7 protein-coding genes are annotated in these 16894 nt (G+C 63.0%); 5 read left to right on the plus strand and 2 right to left on the minus strand.

The window, feature by feature from the left end:
- The first annotated feature begins 209 nt into the window (after window positions 1-209).
- The 4 genes from NKJ09_RS21820 (at window position 210) to NKJ09_RS21835 (ending at window position 13213) form a co-directional block, all read left to right on the plus strand.
- Window positions 210-8780, plus strand: a complete 8571-nt coding sequence (locus NKJ09_RS21820; RefSeq protein WP_352515778.1) for a glycoside hydrolase family 94 protein — start codon at window positions 210-212, stop codon at window positions 8778-8780.
- Between the two features lie 364 nt (window positions 8781-9144).
- On the plus strand, window positions 9145-10914 hold the full coding sequence (locus NKJ09_RS21825; protein ID WP_023717211.1) for a glucan ABC transporter ATP-binding protein/ permease: 1770 nt from the start codon (window positions 9145-9147) through the stop codon (window positions 10912-10914).
- Window positions 10915-11534: 620 nt separating this feature from the next.
- Window positions 11535-12197, plus strand: a complete 663-nt coding sequence (locus tag NKJ09_RS21830; RefSeq protein WP_352495272.1) for a glutathione S-transferase family protein — start codon at window positions 11535-11537, stop codon at window positions 12195-12197.
- 263 nt (window positions 12198-12460) lie between these two features.
- Window positions 12461-13213 carry a heme ABC transporter permease gene (locus NKJ09_RS21835; RefSeq protein WP_352495273.1) on the plus strand — a complete coding sequence of 251 codons (753 nt, stop codon included), beginning with the start codon at window positions 12461-12463 and terminating at the stop codon, window positions 13211-13213.
- Window positions 13214-13439: 226 nt separating this feature from the next.
- Here the strand turns inward: NKJ09_RS21835 and NKJ09_RS21840 are convergent, their stop codons facing one another.
- On the minus strand, window positions 13440-14498 hold the full coding sequence (locus tag NKJ09_RS21840) for a D-TA family PLP-dependent enzyme (protein WP_352495274.1): 1059 nt from the start codon (window positions 14496-14498) through the stop codon (window positions 13440-13442).
- Window positions 14499-14743: 245 nt separating this feature from the next.
- On the opposite strand from NKJ09_RS21840, the gene NKJ09_RS21845 reads away from it, so the two are divergent.
- Window positions 14744-15430 carry a D-lyxose/D-mannose family sugar isomerase gene (locus tag NKJ09_RS21845; protein WP_352495275.1) on the plus strand — a complete coding sequence of 229 codons (687 nt, stop codon included), beginning with the start codon at window positions 14744-14746 and terminating at the stop codon, window positions 15428-15430.
- Window positions 15431-16098: 668 nt separating this feature from the next.
- Here the strand turns inward: NKJ09_RS21845 and NKJ09_RS21850 are convergent.
- Window positions 16099-16887, minus strand: coding sequence for an RDD family protein (locus tag NKJ09_RS21850; RefSeq protein WP_352495276.1), 789 nt, complete (start codon window positions 16885-16887; stop codon window positions 16099-16101).
- Between the last annotated feature and the right edge of the window lie 7 nt (window positions 16888-16894).

The following is a 16894-nucleotide window of genomic DNA, read 5'->3' on the forward strand; positions in this document are numbered from 1 at the left end:
TCACGAAAAAGCCTGAATCTTCCGCCGATCAGAAGCCGAAACGATGCTCGGAGGCGCTCGCCTGGAAGTTGTCGAAAGACGACACCTTGTCGTGGTGCGGAAACAAACATTCGGCCAAGTGTTGCGATGCAACCAATTGCATTTGGACCGGTTTTAGGGACATTGCCGTGGCGGTGACGCCGCACTGCGTCCCCAACACGGAACCTTAGATGAATATCCAGACCAATCTCGCACAGATCGAAAAGACGAGCGCCAGCTTCCCGGCTGTCACCGACGAGCCGATACGCTCCCATTTCCTGACGGAAGATCGGCTGCGCGCGTTGGGCGCAGCCCTTGCCAATGGCGATGCCAAGGATTTGTTCGGGCTGACGCCTTTCGATTTTCAGGCGCGCATCCGCGACAGCGCCAGGAAGATTCTCGATGTCTACCGTTCCACCAACGCTGCCCAGGCGAGGGGCGAAACGATCACGCCCGCGGCACAGTGGCTGCTCGACAACAACTACCTGGTCGAGGAGACCATTTTCCAGGTCAAGCGCGACCTGCCGCGCCGCTTCTATCGCCAGTTGCCGACGCTGAAACTGTCCGACGGATCCAGCGTGCCGCGCGCGTTGGCGGTCGCATGGACCTATGTCGCGCATTCCGACAGTTCCGTCTCGTCGGCCATGTTCAAGGCGATCGTCGAAGGCTTCCAGTCCGTCGAGCCGCTGAAGATCGGCGAACTATGGGCGCTGCCGTCGCTGCTGCGCTTTGTCCTGATCGAGAATCTTCGCCGGATCGCGGTGCGCGTCAATCGCACGCGGGAGTTGCGCCAGATCGCCAACGAGGTCGCCGACCGTGTGCTGGCGACGGACGACAGCGCCGACCGGCAGACGATACTTTCCGGCTACAGCGCCCATGCGCAGGACACCACCTTCGCAACCCAGTTGCTCTACCGGCTGCGCGACGGCTCGCAAAATGCCGGCAGGGCGCTGGAATGGCTGGAGGGCGAGCTGGAAAGGACGGGCTCCGACGCCGAGGAAATCATCCTCAGCGAGCACCGCACGCTGTCCAGCGGCAATGTGACCACCGGCAACATCATCCGCGGCCTGCGCCTCATCAATGACATCGACTGGACGGTGTGGTTCGAGGGCGTCAGCCGCATCGACACTTTGCTGCGCGAGCGCACCGATTTCGCGGCGCTCGATTTCTTTTCGCGCGACCAATACCGGACTGCGATCGAGGAGCTGGCACGCCGTTCCGATCTTTCCGAATTTCGCGTTGCCGAACGGGCGATTGAACTCGCCGGCCATGCTGCCGATGCGCCGGGCTCCGAAACCGGTCCGATCGCTCACACCGACGTCGGCTTCTTTCTGGTCGGTCCGCGCCGGATGGAACTGGAGCGGTCGATCGGCTACCGGCCTACCATCGGCAAGACGATCAACCGGACGTTCCGCAAGACCGGATGGCTGGGCATCGTCGTGCCGGTGTTTGCGCTGACGGTCCTGCTTCTGGTCGTCTCCGGCAATGCGCTCGCCAATCTCGGCCTGTCAGTGCCGTCGATCGTCCTGATGCTGGCCCTGTTCGCGGTGCCGGCCAGCGAAGGCGCGCTCGCATTCTTCAACACCGTCGTCTCGCTGTTTTTGAAGCCGACGCGTCTCATCGGCTATGATTTCAGGCATGGTGTACCGCCCGAGGCACGGACGCTGGTGGTGGTGCCGTCGCTGATCGGCTCGCGCGACGACGTTGAGGAGAACATCCGCAACATCGAAGTGCATCACCTCGCCAACACGGCGGGCGAGATCCATTTCGCGCTGCTTTCCGACTGGCCGGACTCGAAGACCGAGATCGATACGGCGGATGTCGAAATCCTCGAATTCGCCCGCGCCGAAATCGCCCGACTGAACGCCCGCTATCCCTCGGATGGCGCGCCGCGCTTTTATCTGCTGCATCGGCGCCGGCTCTACAACGCCTCGCAAGGCGTCTGGATGGGCTGGGAGCGCAAGCGCGGCAAGCTGCACGAATTGAACCTCTTGCTGCGCGGCGACAGCGACACCACCTTCCTGCCGTTGGAAGTGCCCTTGCCGGAGAGCGTCGTCCACGTCATGACGCTGGACGCCGACACCCGCACAACCCGCGACGCCGTCGCTGCGCTGGCCGGCAAGCTTTGCCACCCGCTCAACCGTCCGCATTTCGACGCGGCCCGGCGCGAGGTCACGGCCGGCTATTCCATCCTGCAGCCGCGCATCACCGCGTCGCTGACCAGCGGCGACGAGGCGTCGTTCTTCCAGCGTGTCTTTTCCGCCAATCGCGGGCTCGATCCGTACGTCTTTGCCGTGTCGGACCTCTACCAGGACATCTTCGGCGACGGTTCCTTCACCGGCAAGGGTCTCTACCATGTCGATGCCTTCGAGGCGGCGCTGAAGGGCCGTATCGAGGAAAACACCATCCTCAGCCACGATCTGCTCGAAGGCGCGCTGGCGCGATCGGCCTTGGTCACTGACGTCGAACTGGTCGAGGACTATCCGACCCGCTATTCGGTCGACGCATCGCGCCACCATCGCTGGGCACGCGGCGACTGGCAGCTTCTGGGCTTCATCCTCGGCCCGCGCTCAAACGTGCCGGCGCTGTCGCGTTGGAAGATGGTGGACAATCTGCGCCGCTCGGTGACGCCGATCTTCTGGGTGATGGCCGCGATCGCCGGCTGGACGCTGCTGCCCTTCACGCAGGCGGCGCAATGGCAGGCGCTGCTGATCCTCACGCTGTTCATGGCGCCGACTTTCGACATCGTCAACGCCATCCTGCCGAAGAGCGGCGACCAGACGCCGCGCGGCCATTTCTCGGCACTGGCGCGCGACGTTGCCTTCGGTACCGCCCTGGTGGCGCTGAAGATCGTGCTGATGGCGCATCTTGCCTGGATGATGGGCGACGCGATCATCCGCACGCTCTACCGCCTGTTCGTCAGCCGCCAGAACCTGCTCGAATGGCGCACCGCCTCGCAGGCACACAAGGGCGGCGACAACGATCTCGGCTCCTATTACAGCATCATGTACGGCGCGGTGATCATCGGCGTCGTCGGCCTCGCTGTGCCGGTGCTGGCCGATTCCACCGGCGCCTTCGTCGCCTTCTTCTTTGCCTTGTTCTGGATCGGCTCGCCCGCCATCGCCTGCTGGATCAGCCGTTCGGCCGAAACCGAGGATCGCCTGCGCATATCGGCCGCCGATATCCACGCGCTGCGCACCGTGGCGCGGCGAACGTGGCACTATTTCGAGACCTTCGTGACGGCCGAGCATCACCATCTGCCGCCGGACAATTTCCAGGAAAGCCCGGCCCCCGTGGTGGCGCCCCGCACCTCGCCGACCAATATCGGCGTCTACCTGCTGTCCGTGATTTCGGCACGCGATTTCGGCTGGATCAGCCTCTCCGACGCCGTCAACCGCATCGACGCGACCATGTCGACCATCGAGAGCATGCCGCGCGATCGCGGCCATCTCTTCAACTGGTACGACACCACGACGTTGAAGCCGCTCTATCCGCTGTACATTTCTGCCGTCGACAGCGGCAATCTCGCCGGCCATCTGGTGGCCGTGGCCGCTGCCTGCGCCGAATGGGCGGAAGCGCCGTCGGTGCATGTGCAGGGCGACTTCGAAGGCATCCTCGACACCGTCACCATCCTCGACGAAAGCCTTGAGGAGTTGCCCGACGACCGCCGTCAATTGCGGCCCTTGCGCCAGCGGCTCGCCGACCGTCTCGACGGCATGCGGCGGGCGGTGGAATTGATCAAGGCGCAGCCGGAGATGGCGTCGATCCGCACTATCAACCTGGCCGTCCTGGCCGGCGAGATACGCAAGCTCGCGACAGCCATCCACACCGAGGCCGCATCGACCCAGAGCGACACCATCGCCGATTGGGCGGCCAGGCTCGAAGCCACCTGCGAGGCGCATGTCCACGACGCGCACAGCGACGAAAACGCCGTCGCGGCATTGCGGGCCAAGCTTCTGACCTTGCGCGAGCGCACGCGCCGTTTCGCCTTCGAGATGGATTTCTCGTTCCTGATGCGGCCCGAACGCAAGCTCTTGTCGATCGGTTACCGGGTCGAAGAGCATCAGCTCGACGAAAGCTGCTACGACCTTTTGGCCTCCGAAGCGCGGCTGACCAGCCTGTTCGCCATCGCCAAGGGCGATTTGCCGACCGAGCACTGGTTCCGGCTCGGCCGGCCCATCGTCGAGATCGGCTTCCAGGGCGCGCTGATGTCCTGGTCCGGCTCGATGTTCGAGTATCTGATGCCGCCGCTGGTGATGAAGGAGCCGCAAGGCAGCATTCTCAACCAGACCAGCAAGCTCATCATCAAGCGCCAGATCCAGTATGGCCGGTCGAAGAACGTTCCCTGGGGGATTTCGGAAGCGGCCTACAACGCCCGCGACCGCGAACTGACCTATCAGTACACCAATTTCGGCGTGCCCGGGCTCGGGCTGAAGCGCGGCCTTGGCCAAAACACGGTGATCGCGCCCTACGCGACCGTGCTGGCAGCGCAGTTCACGCCGCATGAATCCGTGCAGAACTTGGCCAGGCTGAGGCGGCTGGGCGCACTTGGCCGGCATGGCTTTTACGACGCGGTGGATTTCACGCCGCAGCGCGTCCCCGAGGGCACCGACCATGCCGTCGTGCTGAACTACATGGCCCACCACTCGGGCATGTCGATCGCCGCCGTTGCCGATGCGATCTTCGAGGGGCGCCTGCGCGACCGCTTCCACAGCGATCCGGTGATCGAATCTGCGGAATTGCTCTTGCAGGAAAGGGCGCCGCGCGACATCCCGACGGCGACCGTCAGGACCGAGGCCGACGAGCGCTCGAAGGACGAGACCGAACTCGAGAGCCCGGATACGCGTATCGTGCTCGATCCGCTCAGGGCGCTGCGCTCGACCAGTGTCATGTCCAACGGCCGCTACTCGGTCATGGCCACCGCCACCGGCTCGGGCTACAGCAGCTGGGGCGAACTTGCCGTCACGCGCTGGCAGCCGGATCCGACCGAGGACCGGCTTGGTTCCTACATTTTCCTGCGCGACGCCAGCAATGGCGACTGGTGGTCGGCCACCGCCGAGCCGAAGCGCGCCACCGACGAGCGTGTGCAGACGCTGTTTTCCGACGACAAGGCGAGCTTCGTCAAATCGATTGGGTCGCTGCGTTCGGAGGTCGAGTGCATCGTCATCTCGGAAGGCAATGGCGAGGGCCGGCGGGTAACGCTCTACAATGACGGCGCCGCCGACCGGCACATCGAAGTGACTTCGTATGCCGAACTGGTGCTGGGCTCCGAGCCCTCGGACAATGCGCATCCGGCCTTTTCGAAGATGTTCGTGGAAACCGAGATTGCACCGAACAACGGCGCGATTTTCGCCACCAGGCGCAAGCGCGAAAAGGACGAACCCGATGTCACCATGGTGCATTTCGTCACCGATCCGTCTGGATCGGCGCGTGATGCCGAGGCGGAAACCGACAGGCGCTCCTTCATCGGCCGCGGCCGCACCATCACGGACGCGGCTGCCTTTGATCCCGGCGCCAAGCTTGGCGGCCATTCCGGCTTCACCCTGGATCCGATCGCCTCGCTTCGCCGGCAGGTGCGCGTGCCGGCCAACAAGAAGATTTCGCTGACGTTCTGGACCGTCGTCGGCGCCGATCGCGCCGAATTGGATGCCGCTATCGCACGGCTCGACCATCCCGAAAGCTTCTCCCGCCAGGCGATGCTCGCCTGGACGCGCTCGCAGGTGCAGACCCGTCACCTCGGCCTCAGCCTGTCCGACGCCGCCAATGTGCAGAAGCTGGCGCGCTACCTGATCTATCCCGATCCGTTCCTGCGCCTGCCCGGCGAATCCATCGCCTCCGGGCTCGGCAGGCAGTCCAGCCTGTGGCCGACCAGCATATCCGGCGATTTTCCCATTTTCCTGGTCAGGATCGCCGATGTCGCCGATCTGGAGATCGTCGCCCAGGCGCTTCGCTTCCAGGAATACATGCGCGCCCGCGGCATGATGATCGATTTTGTCGTCGTCAACGAGCAGGCTTCGTCATACGTGCAGGACTTGCAGCGCGCGGTCGAGACGCTGTGCGAAAACAGCCGGTTGCGCGGCAAGGAGCTTGGACCCCGCCAGCACATCTTCGCGGTGCGCCGCGATCTGATGGAGGAAACGACCTACAGGACTTTGCTCGCCGTCGCCCGGGTGGTGCTGCATACGCGTAACGGCACCATCTTCGACCAGATCGAGCGCGCCGAGGCCGCGGCACTGCAGGCGCGAGACGCCGCCCTCCAGCCGGCAGACCTTGCAGCGCTTCGCGAGCCGTCCTTGCCGGTGCCGACGGCGCAAGCGTTTGCCGCCCAGGCACTGGTCGAGGCCCGCGTCGACGGCAGCGGGCTCGACCAATGGAACGGTTTCGGCGGCTTCGACGGCGGCGGACGCCACTACGTCGTGCGTCTTGCCGGCCGGCGCACGACGCCGCAACCGTGGATCAACGTCATCTCCAACCCATCGTTCGGGTTCCACATATCGGCTGAAGGCGCTGCCTTCACCTGGAGCCGCAACAGCCGCGACTATCAGTTGACGCCGTGGTCGAACGATCCGGTCACCAACCGGCCGGGCGAGGGCATCTATATCTACGATCATGCCAGTGGCAAAGCGTTCTCGCCGCTGGCTGCCGTGGTGCGTGACCCGACAATGACTTACGAAACCTGGCACGGGCAGGGTTTTTCGACGTTCCGTTCAAAACGCGGGCCGCTGTCGATGGACCTGACCCATGTCGTCGATCCCGTCGATCCGGTGAAGATATCGCGGCTGCGCATCCAGAATTCGGGTTCGGCGCCGATGCGGCTACGCGTCTACGCCTATGCTGAATGGGTTCTTGGCGGCCATCGTTCGCGCACCGCGGCAAGCATCGTTCCGTCCCGGGATGCCGCGACCGGCGCTCTGCTGGCGCAAAATCCCTATGGGCTCGATTTTGGCGAACGGATCGCCTTTCTGGCCGCCGACGGTGCGGTGCATTCGGTCACCGCCGACCGCGGCGAATTCATCGGCAGGCTGGGCTCCAGCGAGTTTCCGCATGCCGTGCTGAGCGGCGCCGGCCTGTCGGGCCGTGTCGAGGCCGGCGACGATCCCTGCGCGGCCATCGCACGCGACATCGACATCGCTGCCGGTGGCGACGTCACGCTGCTCTGGCTGCTCGGCGACGCGGCCTCGCCCGAGGAGGCCAGCGCGCTGGTGCAGACCCATCGCTCCAGGGATTTCGATCAGCGGCTGGCCGACAACGAGCGCACATGGCGCGGCTTTCTCGACACCATCCAGGTCGAGACGCCGGACAAGGCACTCGACGCCATGGTCAATCACTGGCTGCCCTATCAGAGCCTGGCCTGCCGCATCCGTGCCCGCTCTGCGTTCTATCAGGCAAGCGGTGCCTTCGGCTTCCGCGATCAACTGCAGGACACCTTGGCCTTGCTGGCGCATGACCCCAAGTTGGCGCGTGACCAGATCCTCAATGCGGCGCGGCGGCAATTTCCCGAAGGCGACGTGCAGCATTGGTGGCTGCCGCGCACAGAGGCAGGCGTTCGCACCATGATCTCGGACGACGTGGTCTGGCTGGCCCACGCCACGGCGCGCTACCTGCTGGTGACGGGCGATACCGCGATCCTGAAGGAGCAATTGCCTTTCATCGAGGGGCAGGCGCTGGGCGAAGGCGAGCACGATGCTTTCTTCATCCCGGAAATCTCGAAGAAGACAGCCTCGCTCTATGACCATTGCGCGCGGGCGCTCGATCTTGCCGTCAAGCGCAGCAGCCCAGCCGGGCTGCCGCTGATCCTCGGCGGCGACTGGAACGACGGCATGAACCGCGTCGGCGAGCACGGCAAGGGCGAGAGCGTGTGGCTGGGCTGGTTCCTGCTGAAGACGCTGGGCGACTTTGCCGCTGTCGCCAAGGCGCAGAGCGATGCCAAGCGCGCGCAGGCCTGGGCAAAGCACGCCGAGATGCTGAAGCGGGCGCTGGAAAGCACCGCCTGGGATGGCGAGTGGTATCGGCGCGGCAGCTTCGACGACGGCACGCCGCTCGGCTCGCGCAAATCGGACGAGTGCAAGATCGACTCGATCGCCCAGTCCTGGAGCGTGCTTTCGGGCGAGGGCGACCCGGCGCGGTCGACGACGGCAATGGGGCAGGCGCTGAAAACGCTCGTCGACGACGAGCTCAAGATCGTCAAGCTGTTCACCCCGCCGTTCTCGAGGACGGAAAAGGACCCGGGCTACATCAAGAGCTATCCGCCGGGGGTCCGTGAAAACGGCGGCCAATACACGCACGCGGCGACATGGTTCGTCATTGCGCTCGCCGAGATGGGTCGCACCGACGATGCCTACCGTTGCCTTTCGATGCTCAATCCGGTCAACCATGCACTCGATGAAGCCGCGGCAGAGCGCTACCGGGTGGAACCCTACGTCGTCGCGGCCGACGTTTATTCCGGGCAGGACAAGGGCGGCCGCGGCGGCTGGACCTGGTATACCGGTTCGGCGGGCTGGCTTTATCGCGCGGCGGTCGAGAGCATTCTCGGCATCGAGCGTCGCGGACAGCGCATTCAATTCACGCCGAGACTTCCCAGCCATTGGGACGGTTATTCGGCGACCCTGAAGATGCTGGGCGCCGAGATCAAGGTACGCGTCGTCCGCGACAAAAAGGCTCGGGCCATCTCACTTGAAGTGAATGGCACGAAGACCAAATCTTCGTCCTTCGAGCCAAAAGCCGGAGACAACGCCGAGGTGATCGTCAGAATACCGGCCTAGATTCAAGGGCTTGGAGCGTCCCTTGCGCTTCCCCAGGGAACGCACGGGCACTCCAAGTGCCTCTACCGGTTATATTTGCGTTTGACCTTGCTGAATGCCTGCACACGACTTTAGACGTCGTGCCCGGGGTCTTGCTGATTAAAATTGTGGCAGTGCTTTCCAGCTGCCATGATTTTGCCGCAACGCTGACATTTCACCTTTTATCTCAAACTGTTAGACGATCACGGCAAATTTCGAAGCGTCGTCATCTTTTGTTCGCGGAATGGGAACGGAAGAGGTAGACGAGCATTGTTTTGCGACGCGTCAACCGATACGAGTCAAAAAATGACGCACTGCACCATAAATAATTGGCGGAGTAGCTGAAGTGTCACTTCTGCAAATCTACTGGCGAGCCCTTGGTTATCTCGCTGCCGACAGGAAACGCGTTGCGTTTATCTGCGGGGCGAATGTCGCGCTTGCCATTATCGCCATTCTCGAGCCGATCATGTTCGGCCGGGTGATCGATGCCATTTCGGACCGCGGCTCGGTATTCTCGACGCTGGCGATGTGGGCCGGCCTCGGCGCGTTCAACATCATCGCCTTCGTGCTGGTGGCGCGCGGCGCCGACCGCTTTGCCCACCAGCGGCGCAGCGAGGTTCTTTGCCAGTCGTTCGAGCGCGTTATCACCATGCCGCTAGCCTGGCATCATCAGCGCGGCACCTCCAATTCCCTGCACACGCTCCTGCGCGCGGTCGAGACCCTGTTCAGCCTCTGGCTCGAATTCATGCGGCAGCATCTGTCGACCGCGGTCGCGCTGGTTCTGCTGGTGCCCACGGCGCTCAGCATGGATATCCGCATGTCGATGGTGCTGCTGGCGCTTGGCGCGCTCTATGTTGGCATCGGACGGCTGGTGATGCGGCGCACCAAGGAAGGCCAGGCGGCCGTCGAGCGGCATTACCACAAGGTGTTTGCGCATGTGACCGACTCGGTCAGCAACGTCGCTGTCCTGCAGAGCTACAACCGCATCGGCCACGAGACCGAGGCGCTCAAGCGCTACGTCAAGAACCTGCTCGATGCACAGAATCCGGTGCTCGACTGGTGGGCGATGGCCAACGCGCTGCACCGGCTGTCGTCGACGATTTCGATGATGGTGGTGCTCTTGATTGGCGCCTATCTGGTGACGCACGGCCAGTTGCGCATCGGCGACGTCATCGCCTTTACCGGCTTTGCCACGCTGCTGATTGCCCGGCTCGACCAGATGTCGGCTTTCGCCAACCAGATTTCCGAGGCACGCGCCAAGCTCGAGGAATTCTATCATCTCGAGGACTCCGCTTCCGATGCCGCCGAGCCCGACGGGCTGCGCGACCTCGTCAACGTCACGGGTCATGTGCGTTTCGAGAATGTCTGCTTCGAGTTCGGCAATTCCGGGCAGGGCGTCGACGACGCGTCGTTCGAGGTCCAGGCCGGCCAGACCGTCGCCATCGTCGGCCCGACGGGCGCCGGCAAGACGACGCTCATCAACCTCCTGCAGCGCGTCTTCACGCCGTCCGGCGGCCGTATCCTGATCGATGGCATCGACACCCGCACGGTGACCCGCAAGTCGCTGCGCCATTCGATCGCCACCGTGTTCCAGGATGCCGGCCTGCTCAACCGCTCGATCGAGGACAACATCCGCGTCGGCCGTGCGGAGGCGACCTATGACGAGGTCCATGCCGCTGCCAACGCCGCCGCCGCGCAGGATTTCATCCTGTCGAAGAGCGAAGGCTACGACACGGTCGTCGGCGAACGCGGCGGACAGCTGTCCGGTGGCGAGCGCCAGCGCATCGCGATTGCCCGCGCCGTGCTGAAGGACGCGCCCATCCTGGTTCTCGACGAGGCGACCAGCGCGCTCGACGTCGAGACGGAAGACCGCGTCAAGGACGCCATCGACGAATTGCGGCGCGGCCGCACCACCTTCATCATCGCCCACCGCCTGACCACCGTTCGCGATGCCGATCTGGTCGTGTTCATGGACAAGGGCCGGGTGGTCGAGATGGGCGGGTTCACCGAACTGTCGCTGCGCAACGGCCGCTTCGCCAGCCTGCTGCGTGCTGGCGGCCTGCTCAACGACGAGGAGGTTCGCCGCCTCAGCCATCCGGTGAACGAAGCCGCCTGAGTGGCACGGTTCACCTTCTCCCCTTGTTGTGGGAGAAGGTGTCACCGTAGGCGACGGATGAGGTGCGCTCCAACTCGGCGCACACCTTCATCCAAAATCCAGACTGCGGCGCACCGAGTAGCGCCTTACTCCGTCCAGCATCCCTCATCCGTCTCGGCGCTGCGCGCCAATCCACCTTCTCCCACAGGGGAGAAGGGGAGACCGCGTCACCGCCACGGCTGCAAGCTCTCATCGCGGACCTAGGCGATAATTGTGTCGCAGACGGCGTTCAGATCCCGCAACTCCAGCTTGGCGCAAAATCTTCATCCAAAAATGGAGATGTAGGCGCACTGCAGATCAGGATGTGAATCCGTAAATCGGGATTGACCGGAAGGGCCTCGGTCTGCGTTCAGGGCGCAAGCTCGCAAAAGCGGACAATGTAACAAGGCAGCCCCTACGCGCGGCCTCGCGGAGTTGGCCATCGCGCAGCCTCGCCGAATTGGCCATCGCGCTATCACGACCTCTGATCGGGAGCGGCGCCCAGCAATGAAATAGGTCAAGACCGATGTCGATTTCGGGGAGGCTCATTCGTCTCACGATAGGAAGCCGAAGAAATTCGCCCAGGCAAGGAAACGGATGCGATGACAATCACTATCACAGCATTTGAACGATCGCCCGATGGCGGCAAGGGACTGGCGCGCGATACGCGCGTTCGCTGGGCGCTCGAAGAAGTGGGTCAGCCTTATGAGGTTCGTCTTGTTTCCTTCGCAGGGATGAAGGCGCCTGACCATCTGGCGATCCATCCCTTCGGCCAGATCCCCACCTATGAGGAAGGTTCTCTCTCGCTGTTCGAGACCGGCTCGATCGTCTTTCATCTTGCCGAGCAGCATGCGGGCCTGCTCCCGAAGGATCGCGATGCCCGCGCACGCGCGATCACGTGGATGTTTGCCGCACTTAACACCGTCGAGCCGCCGATCCTGGAATTAACGACGGCAAGAATATTCGAAAGTGACAAGCCTTGGAGCGAGGAGCGCTTGCCGTTGGTAAAGGACCGTGTTCGCGCTCGGCTGGACAAACTCTCGGCTCACTTAGGCGTCGCCGACTGGCTCGATGATGCGTTCAGCGCGGGCGATCTATTGATGGTATCGGTGCTGCTGCGACTAAGAATGTCAGGCATTTTGGACGAATATCAAAACGTGGCTGCCTATGTTGCGCGCGGGGAAGCACGGCCCGCCTATATCCGGGCTTTCGCCTCGCAATTTGCGATCAACGCCCCATCAACCAACAGCCCACAGCAGGTTTGAAGTCTGCCGCCGAGCGTTTGACCAATCCTCGACGCTTCCAGCTTGACCGCTTTTGGCGTCAACTTCGGCGCGATCAAACACCCCGATCGGGTTGTTTACCGACTGGCGGCTTTCATATTGCGATGAGTACTGATTCAGGCTCGACATGAGCCGTCATCCGACTCGGAGCCACGCGCCGATCCACCTTCTCCCACAAAGGGAAGAAGGAGAGACCGCCGGCGCCGTGGTTGCCGCAACTCCGCCGGCGGTCTATGTAAAGCCGCATGAGCGACACGACTTCACGCCTCTCCGGCTGGATGGACCTTGCCAACCCGACGCGGTTCGTCGGGCTGGTCGACAAGGTAGTGCCGTGGTTGGCGAGCGTTGCCGCCATCATCCTCGCTGTCGGCCTCTACATGAGCTTCGCGGCGCCCGAGGACTTCCAGCAAGGCATCACCGTTCGCATCATGTATATCCACGTGCCTTTCGCCTGGCTCGCCATGATGTGCTACACGCTGATGGCGGTCTCGGCACTGGGCACGCTGGTCTGGCGCCATCCGCTGGCCGACGTGGCGCTGAAATCGGCGGCACCCATCGGCGCCGTCTTCACCGCCCTTGCACTGATCACCGGTTCGATCTGGGGCAAGCCGATGTGGGGCACCTGGTGGGTATGGGACGCGCGGTTGACCTCGGTCTTCATCCTGTTCCTGATGTATCTCGGCATCATCGCGCTGACCCGCGCGCTCGACGATGCCGGGCGCGCCGCGTGGGCCGCCGCCATCATCACCCTGGTCGGCTTCATCAACATTCCGATCATCAAATTTTCGGTCGACTGGTGGAACACGCTGCATCAGCCGGCGTCGGTGTTCCGGCTCGGCGGCCCGACCATCGACCCAAGCCTGTTGTGGCCATTGCTGGTGATGGCACTCGGCTTCACCGTGCTTTTCTTCGCGCTGCACCTAGCGGCGATGCGCACGGAAATCCTCCGCCGCCGAGTCATTTCGATGCGCCGCGTCGCGGCAAGGCAGGCTAACTGACCGCCGTCGAGTTCCTTCGCGCCCCCCTCTGTCCTGCCGGACATCTCCCCCTCAAGGGGGGAGATTGAATGTCACGTATCGTTTCGCCAATCGCGAATGTTGAAAGAGAGGCGAAGCTACCGATCACCCCCCTTGAGGGGGAGATGGCCGGCAGGCCAGAGGGGGGGTGCTGTCCCTCCAGCGTTTGAAGGATTTTGTACCTGAAGCGCACGCGCTCCAGCTGGACTCACCCCATCCGCCCGCGTGCTGCCACCGGCAGCGTTTCCAGCACCTTGTCGCCTTCGATCAGATGCACCTCGTCGAACAGGTTGGTGACGACGCAGCAATGGTCGGGCACGACGCGCACGCGCTCGCCGATGCGAAGCTCGGCGCCGCCTGACAGCGTGACGTTGCCGTGCTCTTCGCTGAGGCTGGTCACCCTTGCGCCTGAAATGCCCAGCAGCTCACCGAAATCGGCGAGCCCCAGTGTGTCGCTGGACAGGGCCTTGCTGCCGGCGTCGAGGATGGCGCGTGTCGGGGTCGGGTGGCTGACCACCGTCGACAGCACCGTCAGTGCGCAATCGTCGAGGCTGCCGACGCCTTTGGCGACCTGGTAGCGGTCGAGATAGATGTAGGTGCCGGGCCGGTATTCGGTAACGACGCTGTGCTCGCCGGAACGCCACATATCGGGTGTGCCGCCGCTGGAGATGCGCTCGCAAGCAAGGCCGGCTGCGGCAAGTGCTTGCCGCGCTTCGGCGAGCCACGCCTCGGTCTCGGCGGCGCGGCCGGCCCCCGGGTAGGTCATCAAGCCGCCGAAGACGAGCCCCCGAACCTTGTCGATCTCGCTCGCCAGCGCGACTGCCTCGCCGGCCGACTGCACACCGCAGCGGCCCATGCCGGTGTCGCATTCGACCAGCACCGGCAGGCCGTGGCCGGGATCGGCAAAGGTGGCGGCAAGCCCCATCAGCGTGTCCATGCTGTCCGTTGTCACCGACAGGGTTACGCGGCCGTGCAGCGCCTTGAGGCGCTCCAGCTTGGCCCGCCCGACGATATTGTAGGGCAGAAAGATGTCGGTCAGTCCGGCATCGGCCATGACCTCGGCCTCGCCGATCTTCTGGCAGGTGATGCCGACGGCGCCCGCCGCGATCTGCTTCTTTGCCCAGTAGGGCAGCTTGTGGGTCTTGACGTGCGGCCTGAGCTTCAGCCCATGCCGGTCGGCATGGGCCTGCGCCCGCGCGATATTGGCTTCGGCGCGGTCGGCATCGATCAGGGTCGCCGGCGTATCGAGGTCGTCTATGCTGCGCATGGTCTCACCATCGGAAAATTGGTTGACCTTATGGCCCTGATCGGACCGCATGTCATGGGGCCAGCGACAGCAGTTTGCATCGACACCGGATGGACGTTCGGCTATTGCGGTTTGAGCAATTCCAGGAAAAGTGTGAAACGGTTTTCCGTCCGGAATTGCGTCCAAAAAAGATCGAGCGGTTCGGCGTTTCCGTGAAACGATGAACCGTTCTAGCGCTCGCAAAGCGACGGGAAGGAACCACGATCATGAAACGCTCCGCCATCAACGACATCATCCGCGACGCCGACGCCTTCATCCGCTCGTTCGGCTACATCATGCCGCCCTTCGCCTACTGGTCGCCGGAAGAGATGAAGGCGCGCCGGCAGGATTCGTCGGCAATCTTCTCGTCGCGGCTTGGCTGGGACATCACCGACTACGGCCAGGAGAAATTCGACAAGCTCGGCCTGTTCCTGTTCACCGTTCGCAACGGCCGCTACGAGGACATGAAGAAGGGCATGGGCATGCTTTATGCCGAAAAAATCATGATCTCGCGCAAGGATCAGCTGTCGCCGATGCACCGCCACAACATCAAGGCCGAGGACATCATCAACCGTGGCGGCGGCAAACTGGTGCTGGAGCTGTTCATGCATGATCGCGATGGCGGCATCGATCCGAAGGCCGAAGTATCGGTGCCTGTCGACGGAACCATCCACAGACTACCTGCGGGTGGGCTCCTGAAGCTCGACCCAGGCCAGAGCGTCACCTTGCTGCCGGGCGTCTGGCACGCCTTCTGGGCCGAGGGCAAGGACGTGCTGATCGGCGAGGTTTCGACCGTCAACGACGATCTCACCGACAACGTCTTCCGCGAACCAATCGGCCGCTTCGCGGACATCGACGAGGACACAGCACCGCTGCACCTGCTGGTGTCCGATTATGAGAAGTGGGTGGGGTAAGAAGCGACGGGCGGTCTGGCCGGTTGGCAAAGTTTGCGCTATCTTTGGTCAGTGGACCCTCCGCCTAATCAACGTGGGAACGTCGCCTGGTCGAAAAAACATTGAGGACTCGCCTGTTACGGCGAGTGCAGTTCTCAATTCGTCGGACAAAACTATATGATTTAACTGCTGCTCATCTCTAGCCAGATGAATAGTGCCTAAGCAGTGCTCAAAGTGTACGTAAAAATTACAAGAAATTATATGTAAGACGTTACCTCCTTCCACCGCGCTGGCAACATCAGATCGTTCTGGATCTATGCAGCGAACCCGGCTGAGTGGCAGAACCCAAGAAAACTTGTTAGTCGTTCCGTCGCGGGCCACTAAGGTTATTGGATAAAATTGAACAAACTCTTGGGGCACGAATTTCAAAATTATTTCCTGCCACGTATCATCAACAGCCGGAGGGTTGCCAGTTGGTGGGCAGTGAAGGCTTTCAAAATTGATTAAATTGGATCTGGCACGAAGCACCGGCCGACCACGAGATTCCTCGATTGGTACGGAGGTCATCGCATCAACGGGGGTTACTGGAGAACCGTAGTCAAAAGTCGCCGGCTGAAACGACGTATCCAATCGATCGTACCAAACCCAAGCCATCGTAGTTCTCCAATAGAAGGGCTGCGAAAGCGAACCTACCGCTGATGCTTATCGGCCCTGCGGTTGCCCAGCAGCAGCTTGCGCTCGAGATGCGCCCGCAATTCCCCGTAATAGGCCGTCAGGAACGCGCGCGCGTCATGGGCTTGGGGTGCCGCGCCGATCTTGCGTCCGATCGTCTCGGCAACCGTCCGCAGGGCGAAATAGTCGTCGCGGCGCAGCACCTCCTCCAGCTTGTGGAGTTCGGCAATTCCGTAGGCGTCGAGCTGGGCGTGGCTGAACCGGAACGCGCCAGCGCCGGCATCCTGCCGGGCCGACAGATCTTCCAGCAAGGCGCGCTTCGGTGCCTCGACCACCCAGGTCCCCGCCAACAGGTCGCCGATCCGCATGCGGTCGCGATTGAACAGCGGGAACAAGGCAAACAGCAGCGTCCACACCAGTCCGAACACCGTCGTCAACGTGTCGGCGAGGTCGGTCCCGCTGCGTCCAACGATGATCGACAGCGGCAGGAACACCTCGATCTCGCGCATCAGGTTGCGGGCGATGACCTGGTCGATCGACAGGCCGTCTCCGCTGCGCGACGCGACCCGGATGCCGACGATCCGCTTGCCGGGCGTAGCCGCGCGCCGGCCCGCTTCGAAGACGATGAAGTAGGCGTTGCGCAGAAAGAAGATCAGGATGATCCAGACGACGAAGAGCGGCTGAAATCCCTCGCTGCCAAGGCCTCCCACCCCGAATAGCGCGACGATCGTGATCACGATTGCAGCCACGGCGATGAACACGATGTCGAGCAGGAAGGCGGAGGCCCGCGTGCCGGCGTCGGCCAACTTTATC

Origin of the sequence: Mesorhizobium sp. M0189, from assembly GCF_040322135.1 — a bacterium.
In the GTDB taxonomy this organism is placed as follows: domain Bacteria; phylum Pseudomonadota; class Alphaproteobacteria; order Rhizobiales; family Rhizobiaceae; genus Mesorhizobium.